Below are 18,877 nucleotides of genomic sequence, written 5' to 3'. Positions count from 1 at the left end.
TTAAAAATATATGTTCGACTTTAGTATAGTAACAAACTGGATACATGAGCTACTGCTCTCCATTATGCCGGAGGGATTAGCCATCTTTATAGAATGTGTAGCTGTCGGCGTGTGCCTCGTAGCACTGTATGCCATCCTGGCTATCATATTGATCTACATGGAGCGTAAGGTCTGCGGTTTTTTCCAGTGTCGTCTTGGACCGAACCGTGTTGGTAAATGGGGTTCTATCCAAGTGGTCTGCGACGTGCTCAAAATGCTGACCAAAGAAATCTTCATGCCGAAGGGTGCCGACCATTTCCTTTACAATCTTGCTCCATTCATGGTGATTATCGCTTCATTCCTGACTTTCGCTTGTATTCCTTTTAATAAAGGTGCGGCGATTCTGGACTTTAATGTGGGCGTGTTCTTCCTGTTGGCAGCTTCCAGCATTGGAGTTGTCGGTATCTTGCTGGCCGGTTGGGGTAGTAACAACAAATTCTCTTTGATCGGTGCCATGCGAAGCGGTGCACAGATTATCAGTTATGAACTTTCTGTTGGTATGAGTATCATGACAATGGTAGTGCTGACGGGAACCATGCAATTTTCTGAAATCGTAGAAGGACAAGCTGATGGTTGGTTCATCTTCAAGGGACATATTCCTGCGGTCATTGCTTTCATCATCTATCTGATTGCCGGAAATGCAGAATGTAACCGTGGCCCGTTCGACCTTCCCGAAGCGGAAAGTGAGCTGACAGCCGGATATCATACAGAATACTCCGGTATGGGTTTCGGTTTCTTCTATCTGGCAGAATACTTGAATCTGTTTATCGTAGCCAGTGTTGCCGCCACCATCTTCTTGGGAGGATGGATGCCGCTGCACATTGTTGGTTTGGATGGATTTAATGCTGTAATGGATTATATTCCGGGCTTTATCTGGTTCTTCGCCAAAGCATTCTTTGTGGTATTCCTTTTGATGTGGATCAAATGGACTTTCCCACGCTTGCGTATCGACCAGATCTTGAATCTGGAATGGAAATACCTGGTTCCAATTTCTATGGTAAATCTATTATTAATGGCATGCTGCGTAGCTTTCGGCTTCCACTTTTGATAAATAAAAATTATGGAATATAAAGATAAAAAATATACGTACTTAGGTGGTCTGATGCATGGCATCAGTACACTGGCAACGGGTATGAAAACCAGCATCAAGGTATACTTCCGTAAGAAAGTGACCGAGCAATATCCCGAAAACCGGAAAGAGCTGAAAATGTTCGACCGTTTCCGTGGTACGCTGAATATGCCCCACAATGAGAATAATGAACATCGCTGTGTAGCTTGCGGACTGTGCCAAATGGCTTGTCCGAACGATACAATCAAAGTGACCAGCGAAACCGTCGAAACAGAAGATGGAAAGAAGAAGAAAATTCTGGCAACCTATGAATATGATTTGGGTGCCTGTATGTTCTGCCAGCTCTGTGTCAATGCTTGTCCGCACGATGCCATCACGTTCGATCAGAACTTCGAACATGCAGTCTTCGACCGGACGAAACTTGTCCTGAAGTTGAACCACGACGGTAGTAAAGTAATAGAAAAGAAAAAAGAAGTTTAGATATGGGATCAACACTTGAAACAGTAGTATTCTACTTTTTGGCAGCATTTATTATTGCTATGTCCATCATGACGGTGACTACCCAACGTATCGTACGCTCGGCCACCTACCTGCTCTTCGTGCTCTTCGGCACGGCCGGCATCTATTTTTTGCTGGGTTACACCTTTCTGGGTTCCGTTCAGATTATGGTTTATGCCGGTGGTATCGTCGTTCTTTATGTATTCTCCATCCTGCTGACCAGCGGAGAAGGCGACCGGGCCGAGAAAGCAAAACGAAGTAAAGTCTTAGCCGGACTCTTCACTATGATTGCCGGTTTAGCCATTATCCTGTTTATCACACTGAAGCACGATTTCATGCAGACAGCTAATTTGGCCCCGCAAGAAATTAGCATCCATGCTATCGGGAACGCTTTATTAAGTAGTGACAAATACGGTTATGTATTGCCTTTCGAAGCTGTCAGCATATTATTGCTGGCGTGTATCATCGGTGGCATCATGATTGCACGTAAGAGATAGGAATTTTAAGTATTAACTATCAAAATAGAGTTCGAATATGATACACATGGAATATTACCTGGTAGTTTCTACCATCATGATGTTTGCAGGAATCTATGGATTCTTTACCCGCCGAAATACACTGGCTATCCTGATTTCTGTAGAGTTAATGCTGAATGCTACGGACATCAACTTCGCCGTGTTCAATCGATTCCTTTTTCCGGGGGGAATGGAGGGTTATTTCTTTGCACTCTTTTCCATCGCCATCTCGGCTGCGGAAACTGCAATAGCTATCGCCATCATGATTAACATTTATCGTAATCTTCGAAGCATTCAGGTGCGCAATCTGGACGAGTTGAAGTGGTGATTTGTTTCTCACCAAGAATTAATAATAATAACTCAAGTAATTAAATAAAACTGTATGGAACTAACAATTCTAATGCTCCTTCTTCCTTTCTTCTCCTTTCTCATATTGGGAATCGGAGGTAAGTGGATGTCCCACCGGACAGCGGGTACAATCGGTACGCTGATACTGGGAGCAGTAGCAGTACTATCCTACGTTACAGCTATCCAATATTTCTCCGCTCCACGACTGGAAGACGGAACATTCGCCACACTGATGCCTTACAACTTCACGTGGCTTCCTTTTACAGAGACTTTACACTTCGATTTGGGCATCTTGCTCGATCCTATATCGGTAATGATGTTGATCGTCATCTCTACAGTGTCACTGATGGTACATATCTACTCTTTCGGTTACATGAAAGGAGAAGTCGGTTTTCAACGCTATTACGCTTTCCTATCCCTGTTTACCATGTCTATGCTGGGATTGGTCGTTGCAACCAACATCTTCCAGATGTACCTTTTTTGGGAGCTGGTGGGGGTAAGTTCTTATCTGCTAATTGGTTTTTATTATACAAAACCGGCTGCCATCGCTGCTTCCAAGAAAGCGTTTATTGTTACTCGCTTTGCTGACTTGGGCTTCCTGATCGGTATCCTGATTTACGGATATTACGGTGGTACATTCGGCTTCACTCCGGATACAGTATCCTTGATAAGCGGTGGAGCTTCTATGCTTCCGTTGGCTCTCGGACTGATGTTTGTCGGTGGTGCCGGTAAAAGTGCCATGTTCCCGTTGCATATCTGGTTGCCGGATGCAATGGAAGGTCCTACTCCGGTCAGCGCATTGATTCATGCGGCTACCATGGTAGTTGCCGGTGTATATCTGGTGGCACGTATGTTCCCACTTTTCATTACATACGCACCGAATACGCTGCACATGGTTGCTTGGGTAGGTGCATTTACAGCATTCTACGCGGCAAGTGTGGCTTGCGTACAATCAGACATCAAACGTGTACTGGCTTTCTCTACCATTTCACAGATTGGCTTCATGATGGTAGCTCTGGGTGTTTGTACTTCCATGAATCCGCACGAAGGAGGTTTGGGCTACATGGCTTCCATGTTCCACCTTTTCACACATGCCATGTTTAAGGCATTACTCTTCCTCGGTGCAGGTAGCATTATCCATGCCGTACATTCTAATGAAATGTCCGCTATGGGAGGTTTACGCAAATATATGCCGATCACTCACTGGACATTCCTGATTGCTTGTCTGGCTATTGCCGGTATTCCTCCGTTCTCGGGCTTCTTCTCGAAGGATGAAATTCTGGCTGCTTGTTTCCAATACAGCCCTGTAATGGGATGGGTGATGACAGTCATCGCTGCAATGACAGCTTTCTATATGTTCCGCCTTTACTACGGTATTTTTTGGGGGAGCGAGCCGCCCCGGGCAGGTTCCCATTCGGAACATAACACGCCGCACGGAAACTTGGAAGCGGCACCTTGCCGCCCACATGAGAGTCCGTTGGCTATGACTTTCCCGCTGATGTTCCTGGCAGTTGTAACTTGTGGAGCAGGATTTATTCCTTTCGGACACTTCATCAGTTCGAATGGTGAATCTTATTCTATCCATCTCGATCCGTCAGTAGCTATTACGAGCGTTGTTATTGCGATTATTTCGATTGCAATCGCTACATGGATGTACAAGAATGCCAAACAGCCTGTTGCTGATTCGTTGGCAAAACGATTCAAAGGTCTGCACAAGGCAGCCTATAATCGCTTCTATATTGATGATATCTACCAGTTTATTACGCATAAGATTATCTTCCGCTGCATCTCTACTCCTATCGCATGGTTCGACCGTCATGTAGTGGATGGATTCTTTGACTTCCTGGCATGGGCCACCAATACAACAAGCGACGAGATTCGTGGTTTGCAGAGCGGTCAGGTACAACAATATGCATATGTGTTCCTTTGCGGTGCACTGGCACTTATCCTACTGCTGATTCTCTAAATAGTAAATAGTAAATCTTTAAATAGTAAATCATAAAGATGAATTTCTTATCCATATTCGTACTTATCCCCTTATTGATGCTGGCCGGACTTTGGGCAGCACGAGGAATCAAAGCCATCCGGGGGGTTATGGTAACTGGCGCATCGGCACTTCTGATTGCCTCCGTCGTACTTACATTCCTGTATTTGGGAGAGCGTAGCGCCGGAAACACGGCAGAAATGCTTTTCCGTGCAGATACGCTTTGGTATGCCCCGCTTCACATATCTTATTCAGTAGGTGTTGACGGAATTTCGGTAGCCATGTTGTTATTGTCTGCTGTCATCGTATTCACCGGTACATTCGCTTCCTGGCGCCTGCAACCGCTGACGAAAGAATATTTCCTCTGGTTCACCCTGTTGTCTATGGGAGTATTCGGATTCTTTATATCCGTCGATTTGTTCACCATGTTCATGTTCTACGAAATTGCGTTGATACCGATGTACTTGCTGATTGGTGTATGGGGATCAGGACGTAAAGAATATGCAGCCATGAAACTGACTCTTATGTTGATGGGCGGTTCCGCTTTCCTATTGATTGGTATTCTCGGAATCTATTTTGGTTCGGGAGCAACCACCATGAATCTTCTCGAAATTGCACAGTTGCACAACATACCTTTTGCGCAGCAATGCATCTGGTTCCCGCTGACTTTCCTCGGCTTCGGTGTATTGGGCGCCCTTTTCCCGTTCCACACATGGAGTCCTGACGGTCACGCTTCCGCCCCGACTGCCGTATCCATGCTTCATGCCGGAGTATTGATGAAACTGGGAGGTTACGGATGTTTCCGTATCGCCATGTATCTGATGCCGGAAGCAGCCAACGAACTTTCCTGGATATTCCTGATACTGACAGGTATCTCTGTAGTCTACGGAGCCTTCTCCGCTTGTGTACAGACCGACTTGAAATACATCAATGCTTATTCATCCGTATCTCACTGCGGACTGGTTCTTTTCGCCATTCTGATGCTAAACCAAACAGCAGCAACAGGAGCAATCCTTCAAATGCTTTCGCACGGATTGATGACAGCCTTGTTCTTTGCTCTGATCGGTATGATATATGGACGTACACACACACGTGACGTTCGCGAACTTGCCGGTTTAATGAAAATTATGCCGTTCCTTAGCGTATGTTATGTGATTGCCGGTCTTGCCAACCTCGGTCTGCCGGGATTAAGCGGTTTCATTGCTGAAATGACCATCTTCGTCGGCTCTTTCCAGAACAACGACGTATTTCACCGCACACTGACCATCATTGCCTGTTCTTCGATTGTGATTACCGCAGTCTACATCCTGCGCCTGGTAGGTAAGATCCTATACGGAACCTGCACCAACAAACATCACCTCGAACTGACCGACGCAACTTGGGACGAACGTGTAGCCGTTATCTGCCTCATCGTTTGTGTTGCCGGACTAGGTATGGCTCCTTTCTGGGTTAGCCACATGATTGGTGAAAGCGTATTACCGGTTGTCTCACAACTAATCCCCTAACTCATAAATCATAATTCTTAATTCATAAATAAACAAGATGGATTATTCACAATTTCTAAATATGCGAGAAGAGCTGTCGCTCATAGCTGTCTTACTGCTGCTATTTCTAGCTGACCTCTTCATGAGTCCGGATGCACACAAAAATAGTGGGAAAGCACGCCTGAACACCATGTTGCCCGTTATTCTGATGGCTATCCATACGGCTATCAACTTGATTCCGGGAACTGCTACCGATGCATTCGGTGGTATGTATCACTATGTACCGATGCACACAGTTGTTAAATCGATCCTGAATGTCGGTACACTGATTGTTTTCCTGATGGCGCACGAGTGGATGAAAAGAGAAGACACTTCATTCAAACAAGGAGAATTCTATGTGCTTACACTCTCTACCTTGTTTGGTATGTATCTCATGATTTCCGCCGGACATTTCCTGATGTTCTTCATCGGTCTTGAAACAGCTTCTATTCCGATGGCAGCATTGATTGCCTTCGATAAATACCGTCACAACTCTGCCGAAGCAGGTGCCAAATACATTCTGACAGCTCTTTTCTCCAGTGCATTGCTGTTGTTTGGTCTGTCCATGATCTATGGTTCTGCCGGGACTCTTTATTTCGATGACCTCCCTGCCCATATCGACGGAAATCCGTTACAGATCATGGCATTTATATTCTTCTTCACAGGAATGGCATTCAAGTTATCACTGGTTCCATTCCACTTATGGACAGCAGACGTTTACGAAGGCGCTCCGAGTACAGTTACCGCTTATTTGAGTGTTATATCAAAAGGATCGGCAGCATTTGTTTTATTGGCTGTCCTTATCAAAGTATTCGCTCCAATGATCAATGACTGGCAGGAAGTACTTTATTGGGTAACCATCGCTTCTATCACTATTGCCAATATATTTGCTGTCCGTCAGCAAAACCTGAAACGTTTGATGGCGTTCTCCAGTATTTCGCAAGCGGGATATATTATGTTAGGCGTTATCGGTGGTACAGCACAAGGCATGACTGCATTGGTATATTATGTATTAGTGTACGCTGCCGCCAACCTCGGAGTATTTGCCGTTATCACTATCGTGGCATTACGCAGTCAGAAATTCACGCTTGAAGATTACGCAGGACTTTATAAAACGAATCCCAAAATCGCTCTCTTGATGACTCTGTCTCTGTTCTCATTGGCAGGCATCCCTCCGTTTGCCGGATTCTTCTCTAAGTTCTTTATCTTCATGGCTGCTTTCGATGCAGGTTTCCACTTGCTGGTATTCATCGCATTGGTAAATACAGTGATTTCGTTGTATTACTATCTATTGATTGTAAAAGCAATGTATATCACTCCTTCCGACAACCCGATTCCTACTTTCCGCAGCGACCGTTGCACAAAATGGGGACTGGCACTTTGCACATTGGGTATCATCGGACTGGGTATTGCAAGTATCGTATATCAATCCATCGATAAACTGTCGTTCGGAATTTAAACGGACTTCCTTTATATAAAAGAAACGGTCTTGGTTTCATGTCAGTATCAATCGACATCAAAACCAAGACCGTTTCTTCTATATAAAAGCCGCTTTTATTAATGAGGAAGGAAGATATTCACCTGCCTTATTACCACTCTACCGGGCACAGTTCATCTCTTCCGTCACGATCACTCCGGGAATAGTAAACCAAAACCTTGATCCTTTTCCTTTTTCAGAATCAACGCCAATCCGCCCACCTAATTGTTCAACGATGCTCTGACAGATAGAAAGTCCCAATCCTGTACCGTGTACAAAAGAATTAAGCTTCACAAAACGCTCAAAGATATGTGGCAATTGCTCTTTCTCAATACCGATGCCTGTATCTTCGACATAAAACTCCAATTCTCCGTCTTTTAGTTTATACCCCACATGAATACTTCCTTCAGAGGTAAACTTCATTGCATTATTAACAAAATTAGAGATCACCTGATGTATACGGTTACGGTCACTAATGACATGACAAACCGGAAGGTGATTATCAAGTACCAGTTCCACCTCTCCTTTCGCTTTCATGCGCATAGAGCGGACAATATCTTCACACAGCAGATATACATCTACATCTCCATTAGTAAATTCAAACGTACCAGCCTCAATCTTTGATAAATCAAGTATGTCCGAAATTAGTTGCAACAAGAGTTCATTATTCTCACGTACAATCTTAATATATTCCTGACGTTCTTCCAACTCTTCAGTTTCCACCAGCAAATCGGAGAAACCGACAATGGCATTCAGCGGCGTACGGATTTCATGACTCATATTGGCAAGGAAAGCACTTTTCAAACGATCCATCATCTCCGCTTTATCACGCGCCTGAATCAGTTCGGCTTCAGTTTCTTTCAATTCTGTAATATCATAATTGATACCGATGATTTCTATTTCATTTTCCTCCGGTTTATAGTTAGTGACCATCACATTACTACTCACCCAATTCCATTCATTCTTCGTTCCGGGACGACGAATACGCATCTCACCCTGAAAATGCCTTCTTTTTCCGTCTCTGACTTCATCATAAAAATCAAGGAAACGCTTACGATCTTCAGGGTGCATATGGGTATAAACACCCACAACCTCATCCAAAAGCGCATCTTCCTCCTCACCTAAATTCTTATACCACTGCTTTATAGCATATCCTTTGCAATTCAAGAGATTCAACTTGGCATAACCTACTTTGGCATAATCGGATATCATCAGGAAGAAATTCTCAAAATCACGGATACGATTCATTGCATCAATCCGTTCGGTATTATCAATACTTATTAATATATATCCGCTGAAGTTGCCCTCATTATCATACAATTTACTAACCTTCGAATACAGTTCTATCGCATTAGAACGGTTTGTCTCATAATATCCTTCCGCCTGTTCAAAAGAATAATTAAGCCTGAAATCTACCAAATCTTCATTCCGCACACGATCACGTATGTTCTGCGGCACATTCGGATTATCAAAGAAGTTAACTCCGATCACATCCGACTTATTCACTACACCGAATATCTCCAAATCCTTATTGTTCAGGTCTATCAAATAGCCATCCTTATCGTAGATCTCTACTCCTGCCGGAATATTAGCAAATATGTTCTGAAAGAGCTTCTCGCTACGGTCCAATGCCCGGTTAGCTTGTACCGATCCTGTAGAATCGAGGAACAAACCGACTATTTCATCTTTTCCGGGAGAATAAATAACCCAATGCGTATACCGTTCCGTTCTTGGAAAATATTCATCTTTCTCCCTATAAGAATTACTATCCAGTATTTCTTCCAGAAAATTAAGTTTTTGGAGATAGTCAGGATGCTTTTCAGATGCCAAAGAACCAATATACGACTCCAAAGGAAGCCCGAAGAAGGTTGAACTGACCTCATTCGCATCCGTCACCCGATAATCACAAGGTTTATTATTCTCGTCACGGATAATGGACATACGTATATATCCCATCGGCATAAAATGAAACAGATTATTTAGGAAAGTCTGTTCACGGATTACCTTATCCTTAGCCTTGCGCAACTCGATACAGATGCTTATAATATTGCCCAATGAAGAGAACCATTGGAAATCCTCATTACTCCAGATATGGTCACTTTTCACCAAATCAATACCCATATATCCCCAAACATAGTCACCCGCCATCAAAGGAGTAACCATCAAAGATCGAATACCTTGAGCTGCAAGTATCTGGTATTCATCGACTGCTTTTTCTGGTAATTGTTCCAGTGTATTCAAGATAATGGGTTTACCAGCCAATATCTGTTCACTCCACCATCTCGATTGACTGATAGGTATACCTTGTAAAGCCTCTTTTTCTGCCGATACCCCTTCGGAAACTACTTCATAAGTACAACTATGATGGGTCTGGCTTTCGTCATATTCGAAAATATAAACACGCCCTTCTCTGTTATAAAGATTCAGAATCTCCTTTAAAATATCTGTTATACAAGAATCGACTTCTTCATCACGGAGAAAACGGAGCAACGATTGCGATACAAAATTCTGACGGTGGAGCAGGTCATTCACACGTCTCAATGCATCCCTTTGATCTTCTTCCTTGGGAGCCTCAACGCGCTGGATTATTCCGAAGGACTTATCACCTCCATCAACACCTGTACCCTTCTCACGAAAAGCCAGACGGGTATGCAACCAGACCTCGCCATATTTTGAATGAATAGGGAAAGTTTGTTCATAAAAGTCCTTATGGATAGAAGAATTTGCCCGGAACTCCTGGGCAATCTGCTTGCGATAATCTTCACGTATCAGGTTCAGAAAATCCGAAGTAGAGATGGTGTCGCCGTCCAATCCCAAAAGATCAGAAAGATAATCGGAACATAAATAATATCCTGCCGTTAAATCTACTTCCCACCACCCGATTTGTGCAAGAGAAGCCATTTTTTTGTATCGCTCGTTGTCTGTCTGCATATTTTGTATTATTGTAAGACAATAGGTTGACAAATATACAAAAAAGGTAATCACTCATACCATAAAGGAGCAAATAAAAAAGCTAAAAGAAGATTACGAAAATAAATAAATAGAATATGGGAGAATCTGTTTGTTACAAATTCTCCCATACCTCCTATTGAAAAATACGGACTCCGCTAACCTATATCTTATTATAATGAGGAAATATTATATCCAGTCCAAGTAAACAGGGATGCATCTGCACCAGTATTCGTAGTCGGCTCGGTAAATGTATTCAATGTACCGTTCAGCTTATTCTTAAAGTTCAATGTATGGGTGACACTGATGCTGGAAGACGCACTTCCTGCCCCTTTACTGTCATTCATATCAATCAAATCGATTGTACCGCCGGAACCTTTGACAAGAGCATTGGTGATCGTAGTTTTTGCTCCACGACGGATTTTAATCACGTCTTGCATACGGTCTGCATTATCCGTTGTATTGGCAGCATTATTTACGATTGTCATATTTTCAACCGCAAAGTCTGACTGACGTAAATGATCCGGATAAATGCCATCCAAGTTACCATCTGCTTCAATGCCGCGCGGATCTGCTTCCGTACTGGTATAACCGCTTTCCCAAACGCCATAGCAGTTTTTCAATTTACCGGAATATCCTTGAGTGAAGTCGAACATATCATCATCCGGGTTCACAGCCAACAGGTTGGTTACATTCACCGTACCGCCAAAGAATTCGATGGCATCATCCGCGCTCTCAAGAATGTAGATATTCTCGATCTTGGTACCGTTTCCAACACCGTTCAGTGTCAATCCGTTGTGCTCGATATCGGCAGTAGAGCGGGCACCGGCATAGCAGATTTTCACATAAGTCAGTGAACCGGAATTGTCATTATCGACATTACCACCGTATTTATAGTTGTTGTCGATTTCCGTCAGACCTGTATCACTCTTATTGGCGTTCGAACCGGAAATCGGAGCTTTACCATTGATAATAATTCCTCCCCAATAGCCGGATGTAGGGGTTGTTGAATTGGCAGTGAAAACAATCGGTTTATCAGCTGTACCGTCAGCATAAAGTTTACCGCCTTGTGCTACCAGCAGATAACTGCTGAAACCTTCGCGAGCCTTAATCGTTGTTCCGGCAGGGATATTCAGACGGCCTCCATTTTCAATGACTACCGTTCCATTCAGAATATATTCCTTAGCTTCCAGTGTCTGTTCTCCGGTCAGCGTGCCGGACAGGATATTTTCGCCCACAACAATAGAGCTACCGGTCCCACCGTTGTTTCCACCATCTCCGTTACCATCACCGTCTCCGTCACTATCACTGCTACATGCAGTCAATGTAAGTGCTGTTGCCATAACAGCAAACGTCATAAAGTTCACAAACAATCTTTTCATTTTGCTTTCATTATTAGTTAATAATCTTATTTCATCACCCGGTTTAGAATGTACACGACACTCCCAGGCTTATATTTATTCCTTTCTTATAATCATTCAATATCACCTTTTCCCCGTTTTCGTTCGCTTTGCGGCTTAACTTAGAAGAGGGATTCAACAAGTTGCGGGCTTTCAGGTTAAGTGAAAGATGCTTGTTCAGTTTGGCTTGGGACACAAAATCCAGTGTCAGTACTCCCTGCTCCATCATATCCTGATACCCCTGTGTACCAATGGTATATATCTTATCACTCACATAATTAAGTACCAATGTATTGACAAAACTGCGTTCTCCTTTCGTGAAGTTATGCGAGAGGTCGAAATTGACAATCCACGGTGCAGCTCCTTCCAGTTGCGAGCCGGTGGTAACCGTTGCCAAAGGCATTTTTGCATTCGTGTAGATATAAGAGCCATTCAATCCCAAAGAGAGTTTATTCATTCCGTGCGCAGCATTACTCACCGGACGGACAAACAGATTCTTACGTATTTCTACTTCCACTCCTGCCACGGTTGCCTTATCCGCTATATTCTCATAAGAAAGATAACCTCCGGCGCTTGCCACTTCGATGCGGGATATCGGATTCTTAATCAATTTATAGAAAGCTGTGAAAGAAACCAACTCGGTCGGAGTGGGATTAAAGTCCCACTTCAGATCAAGGTTATAATGATCCGAAGGTTTCAGATTGGGGTTACCCTGACTGTTGAAGTTCACGCCGACATAACGGTAAGGAGATATTTCCTTTGCCTGCGGAAGCGTATATGTTTTACTAGCTCCCAGACGAAGCGAGTTTTTATCATTCAGATTGTATTTGAGATTCAAGCTGGGCAGGAAATAATCTTTTTGGATGGTATTGTTTCCTTTAGAGCCTCCACGATTCACATTGTAATCCACTTCAATATCTACCTTGTCGTATTTCATTCCCAGATTCACAATCCAACGGGGAGTAAACTGGTAGGTAGCCTCGGCATAAGCGGAATGGATATTCTTTTTCACGATATATTCATCTAAGTTCTTTTGTATCTTGAACCAGTCGGAAGCAAAGTTTTCCTGATTATAATAATCGTCAAGCGAGAAGTCATCCAAAGAAGGGAGGGTAGAAACATGTCCTACGGTCAGGTTATATTCCGTAGCTTTGAAGTTATCATCTACGAATCGGCCTGTATATCCGAAACGGACATTCGAAATCTCTTCTATATTATCTTTCAGACGATAGACCAAGCCTGCTTTTACATTCAAGTCGTCTTCATCTAAAGTTGAGAAATAGCGCTGTTGTGAGTTGCCCCTTAGCAACGTATAGCCGTCTTCCGCTTTAGTCAGGTTATTGATACGACGATCCGGTTCATAGCCTTTCACCATATTATAGGAAGCACCTGCATCGAGACTTAATGATTTGGTTAATCCCCAGTTAGTCATCAATTGGTTAACGATCAGCATATTGTCATTTGTTTGTTGGCGACGGGTGAATCCGAGGTTTTCATAGTCGTCACTAAAAATCGAGTTCTTACCGTTGTAATCGCCCACCGACTGGGTATTGGCATGAATCATCATCAAATTATAACTGATGTGATGACGGTTCTGCATATCGAAATCCACATTGGCAAGTGCCAGTTGACTGATATTCTCCGCATACTTCTTTCCATTCATATCTTTATATACCGTACCGCTGGTAGTTGTATTACGTATGATTTCATCCGTATACTGATAGTCCGTCGTATGTCCGGCAGTCAGGAAGAAAGAAAGCGGATTTTTGTCTTTTCCGACATAGAATCGTTTACCTCCGGAAATACTGTAACTCCGGTTGACTTGAAAATGTTGCGCGGAAGGGTCTAACTTATTTCTGAAGTTCCATGAGTTTTCATCGGCAGGTTCGGTGCGATTGGCAAAGCCCATGAAGTTCACTCCATCCTGTTTCAGAAAATCGGCTGCTACCGTTTGTGTATTCAAGCCACCGGAAATGCCGAATCCCAGGCTACCACTACCAATCAGTTCTTTGGATACGATATCAATAGTTGCCCCTCCGACATCGCTGCTGCCTCCCGCATTGAATGCTTTATTTACACCTACCGACTGAATAATGTCCGTACCGAAGAAATCAAGAGAGATATTCTTATATTCCGGGTCTTCGGAAGGAAGAGCAAATCCATTAAAAGTAGTTGCATTGTACCGGTCACCCAATCCACGGACAAAGACATTTTTCACTCCGTCTTGTTTAGACACTCCGGCAACTTTCGTCACAGCACCTTCTGCATCCGAAACACCCTTGCGGGAAAGCTCCCTGACACCAACAGATTGTACGGCAATGACTGCTTTTTGCTGTTCGAGCAACAGCATATTCTCATTTTCCCTATTCTTCTTAGCTACAACCACCACATCGGCAAGTTCCTGTGCATCGGTTTCCAACTCCAGATTCAGTATTACCAGTTTTCCATTCTCCACACGCACTTTACGGCGCACTTCGGTTTTATAGCCTACATATTTAATCTCAATATCATACATACCTTCCAGAACGCCCATGCTGTTCAATTCGAAATTACCCTCCATATCGGTCACTGCTCCGGCTTGAGTTCCGAGCAAACGTATCGTAGCTCCTATCAAAGGTTCCTTGGATAGTTTGTCTTTCACAGCTCCTTTAATCTTGATATTGGCAGCCAATGCAGGAAGTACACACAACAGGCAAAAGAAGGCCGCCACTGAAAATCGGATAAGAAATAGTTTTTTCATCTAACTTTGCTCTACGTTTTAATTACGTCGGCAAAGATAGAGGGTGAGCATTACAACTATAAGACGAAATAAATACAATCTATTGAAAGAGTCATTGCAAGATGATGACAAGCTGTTACAAACGTATTATCAATCAGTTACACTATTAGTTTAACTTGTTTATAAGCAAATTTAAGACCGGAACTTCACTATTTTATCTCTCATTATGCATAAAATTAATCGGCTGACAGTTGTGAGAAGGTGAAAATTTTGGCTGATAGTGTATTTCCACCCGCTTGTCGTCAAAGATATGTTTCATCGCTTTTCAATGCATTACGCAAAGAAACACCGATAGCTCCTTTCCCACTAAGTATATATCCAACGTTGGACTTTCTTAAAAAAAGAACAGGCATAATTGACTTGAAACTAAATATCATTATCTTTGTGAATGTTTCACGCTAAAAACAGATATGCGTCATGGAAGAGAATTTCAGAAGATATCCGATAGGAATACAGAACTTTGAAGATTTACGCAATAATGATTGTGTCTATGTTGATAAAACAGAATTGATTTATCGTTTGACTCATACAAATAAAGTCTATTTTCTAAGTCGTCCCCGACGCTTTGGGAAAAGTTTGCTGGTTTCTACACTAGAAGCTTATTTCTTGGGAAAAAAAGAACTGTTTCAAGGCTTGGCTATGGAGACTCTGGAAAAGGATTGGACGGTCTACCCGGTACTACACTTTGATTTTAGTGTGAGTAAATATATAACCGCTGATATGCTGTCAGCCGTTATTAACCGCCAATTGCTTTTATGGGAGAAAATTTATCAACGGGAAGAAGGAGAAACGACTTTCAGTTTACGTTTTGAAGGAATTATTCGTCGTGCTTACAAACAGACGGGTAAACAGGTGGTGGTATTAATAGATGAGTATGACTCACCAATGCTGGACAGCAATCATAATGATGAAGTTCAAAAGGAAATACGTAATATCATGCGGGATTTCTTTAGTCCACTGAAAGCCCAGGGACAGTATCTTCGCTTCTTATTATTGACAGGTATCAGCAAATTCAGCCAAATGAGTATCTTCAGCGAGTTGAATAACTTGCAGAATATCAGCATGAGGGATGATTACAGTGCTATCTGTGGCATCACCGAACAAGAGTTGCGCACGCAGCTACAAATTGATATTGAACAAATGGCCCAAGCCAACAAGGAAACATACGAGGAAGCCTGTGTACATTTGAAACAACAATATGACGGCTATCATTTCAGTGAGAACAGTGAAGATATTTATAATCCATTCAGTTTGTTCAATGCATTCGCACAGAAGAAGTATGCCAATTTTTGGTTTTCGACCGGTACTCCCACTTTCCTGATAGATATTCTGCAAGAAAGCGATTTTGATATCCGGGAACTGGATAACACGACCGCCACCGCCGAACAGTTTGATGCGCCCAGCAATAGAATCACCGATCCTCTTCCGGTGCTCTACCAAAGCGGTTATCTCACAATTAAGGGATATGATCCGGATTTCCAACTGTATACACTGGCTTATCCCAACAAAGAAGTAAGAAAAGGATTTATCGAATCGCTAATGCCCGCTTATGTGCATCTGCCTGCACGAGAGAATACATTTTATGTAGTGTCCTTTATTAAAGACTTGCGTATCGGTCATTTAGAGGAATGTCTGGAAAGACTGAAATCTTTCTTTGCGTCTATCCCGAATAAACTGAACAACAAGGAAGAGAAACATTACCAAACTATCTTTTATCTGTTTTTCCGGCTGATGGGACAGTATATAGATGTGGAAGTGGATACAGCCATTGGAAGAGCAGATGCGGTTGTGAAACTTCAAGATACCATCTATGTTTTTGAATTTAAGGTAGATGGTACACCCGAAGAAGCATTAACGCAGATTAACAGCAAAGGGTATGCTATTCCGTATCAGGCGGATCACAGGAAAACAGTTAAAGTAGGTGTAAACTTTGACAGTGCCACACGAACGATTGGTGAGTGGAAGATAGAACTCGGGAGTTAATCACCGAGTTCATAAAAGAGAATGCGCTAAATCAATTTCTTTTTCTTCCGGTAGTTCTCACGAAACTCTTTAGGCGAACAACTCTTTTTCTTCTTGAAGATCCGGTTGAAATTGGAAAGGTTATTAAAACCGCACTCATAACAAATCTCGGCGATAGACATCGTAGAATCTACCAGCAACCGGGAAGCAAAGCCCAGCCGAATATCAATGATATAATCAGAAAGATTCTTGCCTGTACGCAGTTTGAAAAAGCGGCTGAATGACACATCCGTCATCCCCACCATATCGGCCAACTGCCCCAGGCGTATTTCTTCCTGATAATGTGTATTGATGTACTCCTGCACTTTCTGCACACGCCGGCTGTCCGAATGAATATCTATCTTGGCAAAAGACGAACTGGACAAGGTACGCGCTTCTTCTTCAAAGAGAGAAAGTTCATACAGGATCGTCATAAACTTAATGACCGCATAGAATCCCTGTTTTTCGGAGGCAAGCGTATCCAGCAACGGATATATTTTGAGTATGGCAGACATCGGGAAACAAAGCCCTTTTTGTGCTTTATCCAGCATCCGGCGGATAGAGTCGAACTGATTCTTATTGATAAAGCTCTTGAAGAAAAGATCGGAAGAAAACTGAATCGTAATCTCCCGTATCTCTTTCGAATGGCAGTCGTTCTGTTCCCAGACGTGCTCCAAGTCTTTTCCTGTTATCAATACCAAATCATAATCACCTATCACTTCGGAAGAGTCTCCCACAATCCGCCTTACTCCGGCAGCCTTTTCAGTGAAGTTCAATTCAAACTCGGAGTGGTTGTGTATAGGATAAGTGAATTCCGTTTTATAACGCTCCGCAATGTAAAAGCAATCCTTATCTGATAAAGGAGTGATTTCACGGATAATCTGGTTGGATAACGGTGTAGTCATAGTAATAGCAATTTATAAGCGTTTTATCGTTTGATTAGTTTTCTATCTTTACTCCTATCCGATGCAGGTCTGCCCCCGACGGGTTTTGGAAGACACGCAAGTCGAATTCGGGAATAATGGCAAGCACATGATCGAAAACATCTGCCTGTATACCTTCGTAGGCAACCCATGCTTTATTGGCAGAAAAGAAATAAAGTTCCAACGGGATACCGGTTTCGGTAGGCTGAAGCTGACGTACCATGCAGGTCAGGTCTTGGTTGACGGTAGGCAGATTCTTCAGATAGTTAGTCAGATAGGCACGGAAAACTCCCAAGTTTGTTTGCCGGCGTCCATTCACTAACACAGAGTTGTCGATATGATGTTCCTTATTATATTCTTCCACTACCTTTTCTGTTTCATCCACATAGTCTTTCAAGATTTGTATCTTCCGGTATTTTGCCAACATTTCCGGCGTACAGAAATGCACACTGGTCATATCTATATTGATGGAACGTTTTACACGACGTCCGCCGGATTCCTGCATTCCCTGCCAGTTTTGGAAAGAATCACTAATCAATAGATAAGGAGGAATGGTGGTGATGGTATTATCGAAGTTACGTATTTTTACGGTATTCAATGTTACTTCTATCACCGTACCGTCCGCACCGTATTTCGGCATCGTGATCCAATCGCCCACCTTCAGCATATTATTGGCGGAAAGCTGGATACCGGAGACAAATCCCATGATACTGTCCTTGAAAACCAACATCAGAACCGCAGCGGAAGCTCCCAATCCGGTCAGCAACACTACCGGACTTTGCTTTATCAGAATACTGATAATGATGATAGCTCCTATAAAGAAGAGAATGACTTGCGCTGTCTGCAAAAGCCCCTTCAAAGGTTTGTCTTTATATTGTTCACGCGCGCTATATACCAGATACACAGCCGTGAACAAAGCACTGGCGAAGCGAAGAAAGACTGCAAGAATATAAATCATGCAAAGTCTTCGAAGAAAATCAAGCAAAGCAGAGTCTGCATGTTCGGGAAAAGCAATAGGAATAGATATATAAATCAATATAGGCGCCACCATCCTGCTGATGTTCACCATTACTTTATCATTAAATACAATATCATCCCAAGTAGCTTTTGTCTGTCTCACCAATTTAGCCACGGTACGCAGAATAATCTTGCGGCAAATCAGATTGGCCAGTAATGCTATTCCAATAATAAACAATAAGATGATAAAGTTATCAATCTTATCAGCCATAGCTTCATCCACTCCCATCGAGAGCAAAGCATGATTCACCTCTTGCATCACTACATTACCTGCTTCTTCCGGTTGCCCGTTTGCCAATGCCACACTCACTGTATCAACCACTTCTTTTACTTCTTTCATAAGCAATCGTCTCTC

The 18,877-nt window shown here is 42.9% G+C and carries 13 protein-coding genes; 8 read left to right on the top strand and 5 right to left on the bottom strand.

Annotated elements, in window-relative coordinates; genetic code table 11:
• Positions 1 to 10: 10 nt before the first annotated feature.
• The 7 genes from nuoH to HMPREF9009_RS08375 are packed head-to-tail and all read left to right on the top strand — an operon-like array spanning position 11 to position 7,435.
• Positions 11 to 1,087: an NADH-quinone oxidoreductase subunit NuoH gene (gene nuoH, locus HMPREF9009_RS08405; protein WP_004324845.1), complete on the top strand. Its 1,077-nt coding sequence runs from the start codon at positions 11 to 13 to the stop codon at positions 1,085 to 1,087.
• Positions 1,088 to 1,099: 12 nt separating this feature from the next.
• Positions 1,100 to 1,588: a 4Fe-4S binding protein gene (locus tag HMPREF9009_RS08400; protein ID WP_004320984.1), complete on the top strand. Its 489-nt coding sequence runs from the start codon at positions 1,100 to 1,102 to the stop codon at positions 1,586 to 1,588.
• Positions 1,589 to 1,590: 2 nt separating this feature from the next.
• On the top strand, positions 1,591 to 2,103 hold the full coding sequence (locus HMPREF9009_RS08395; RefSeq protein WP_004312110.1) for an NADH-quinone oxidoreductase subunit J family protein: 513 nt from the start codon (positions 1,591 to 1,593) through the stop codon (positions 2,101 to 2,103).
• 37 nt (positions 2,104 to 2,140) lie between these two features.
• The gene (gene nuoK, locus HMPREF9009_RS08390; RefSeq protein ID WP_004312109.1) at positions 2,141 to 2,449 is read left to right on the top strand and encodes an NADH-quinone oxidoreductase subunit NuoK; all 309 of its coding nucleotides are present in this window, start codon (positions 2,141 to 2,143) and stop codon (positions 2,447 to 2,449) included.
• 54 nt (positions 2,450 to 2,503) lie between these two features.
• On the top strand, positions 2,504 to 4,435 hold the full coding sequence (nuoL, locus tag HMPREF9009_RS08385) for an NADH-quinone oxidoreductase subunit L (protein WP_049701892.1): 1,932 nt from the start codon (positions 2,504 to 2,506) through the stop codon (positions 4,433 to 4,435).
• 38 nt (positions 4,436 to 4,473) lie between these two features.
• Entirely contained in the window at positions 4,474 to 5,958 is a 1,485-nt protein-coding gene (locus HMPREF9009_RS08380) for a complex I subunit 4 family protein (RefSeq protein WP_004312107.1), read from the top strand.
• A gap of 37 nt (positions 5,959 to 5,995) precedes the next feature.
• Positions 5,996 to 7,435 carry an NADH-quinone oxidoreductase subunit N gene (locus tag HMPREF9009_RS08375; RefSeq protein WP_004312106.1) on the top strand — a complete coding sequence of 480 codons (1,440 nt, stop codon included), beginning with the start codon at positions 5,996 to 5,998 and terminating at the stop codon, positions 7,433 to 7,435.
• A gap of 138 nt (positions 7,436 to 7,573) precedes the next feature.
• On the opposite strand, the gene HMPREF9009_RS08370 is transcribed toward HMPREF9009_RS08375, so the two are convergent.
• The 3 genes from HMPREF9009_RS08370 to HMPREF9009_RS08360 form a co-directional block, all read right to left on the bottom strand.
• Positions 7,574 to 10,384 carry a sensor histidine kinase gene (locus tag HMPREF9009_RS08370; RefSeq protein WP_049701891.1) on the bottom strand — a complete coding sequence of 937 codons (2,811 nt, stop codon included), beginning with the start codon at positions 10,382 to 10,384 and terminating at the stop codon, positions 7,574 to 7,576.
• A gap of 191 nt (positions 10,385 to 10,575) precedes the next feature.
• Positions 10,576 to 11,784 carry a hypothetical protein gene (locus HMPREF9009_RS08365; protein ID WP_049701890.1) on the bottom strand — a complete coding sequence of 403 codons (1,209 nt, stop codon included), beginning with the start codon at positions 11,782 to 11,784 and terminating at the stop codon, positions 10,576 to 10,578.
• 43 nt (positions 11,785 to 11,827) lie between these two features.
• Positions 11,828 to 14,542, bottom strand: coding sequence for a TonB-dependent receptor (locus HMPREF9009_RS08360; RefSeq protein WP_049701889.1), 2,715 nt, complete (start codon positions 14,540 to 14,542; stop codon positions 11,828 to 11,830).
• 456 nt (positions 14,543 to 14,998) lie between these two features.
• Here HMPREF9009_RS08360 and HMPREF9009_RS08355 point away from each other — a divergent pair, with 456 nt between their 5' ends.
• A complete protein-coding gene (locus HMPREF9009_RS08355) occupies positions 14,999 to 16,564 on the top strand; it encodes an ATP-binding protein (RefSeq protein WP_049701888.1) in 1,566 nt (521 codons plus the stop codon).
• A gap of 26 nt (positions 16,565 to 16,590) precedes the next feature.
• Here HMPREF9009_RS08355 and HMPREF9009_RS08350 read toward each other — a convergent pair whose 3' ends face one another.
• Positions 16,591 to 17,487, bottom strand: a complete 897-nt coding sequence (locus HMPREF9009_RS08350) for an AraC family transcriptional regulator (RefSeq protein ID WP_004315639.1) — start codon at positions 17,485 to 17,487, stop codon at positions 16,591 to 16,593.
• 34 nt (positions 17,488 to 17,521) lie between these two features.
• Positions 17,522 to 18,862, bottom strand: a complete 1,341-nt coding sequence (locus HMPREF9009_RS08345) for a mechanosensitive ion channel family protein (protein WP_151921895.1) — start codon at positions 18,860 to 18,862, stop codon at positions 17,522 to 17,524.
• Positions 18,863 to 18,877: the final 15 nt, after the last annotated feature.

It is taken from the genome of Bacteroides sp. 3_1_13 (assembly GCF_001185845.1).
GTDB classification, from domain to species: Bacteria; Bacteroidota; Bacteroidia; order Bacteroidales; family Bacteroidaceae; genus Bacteroides; species Bacteroides xylanisolvens.
The sequence above is the reverse complement of the archived record's forward strand: the minus strand, read 5'-3'. Positions and strand labels throughout refer to the sequence as shown.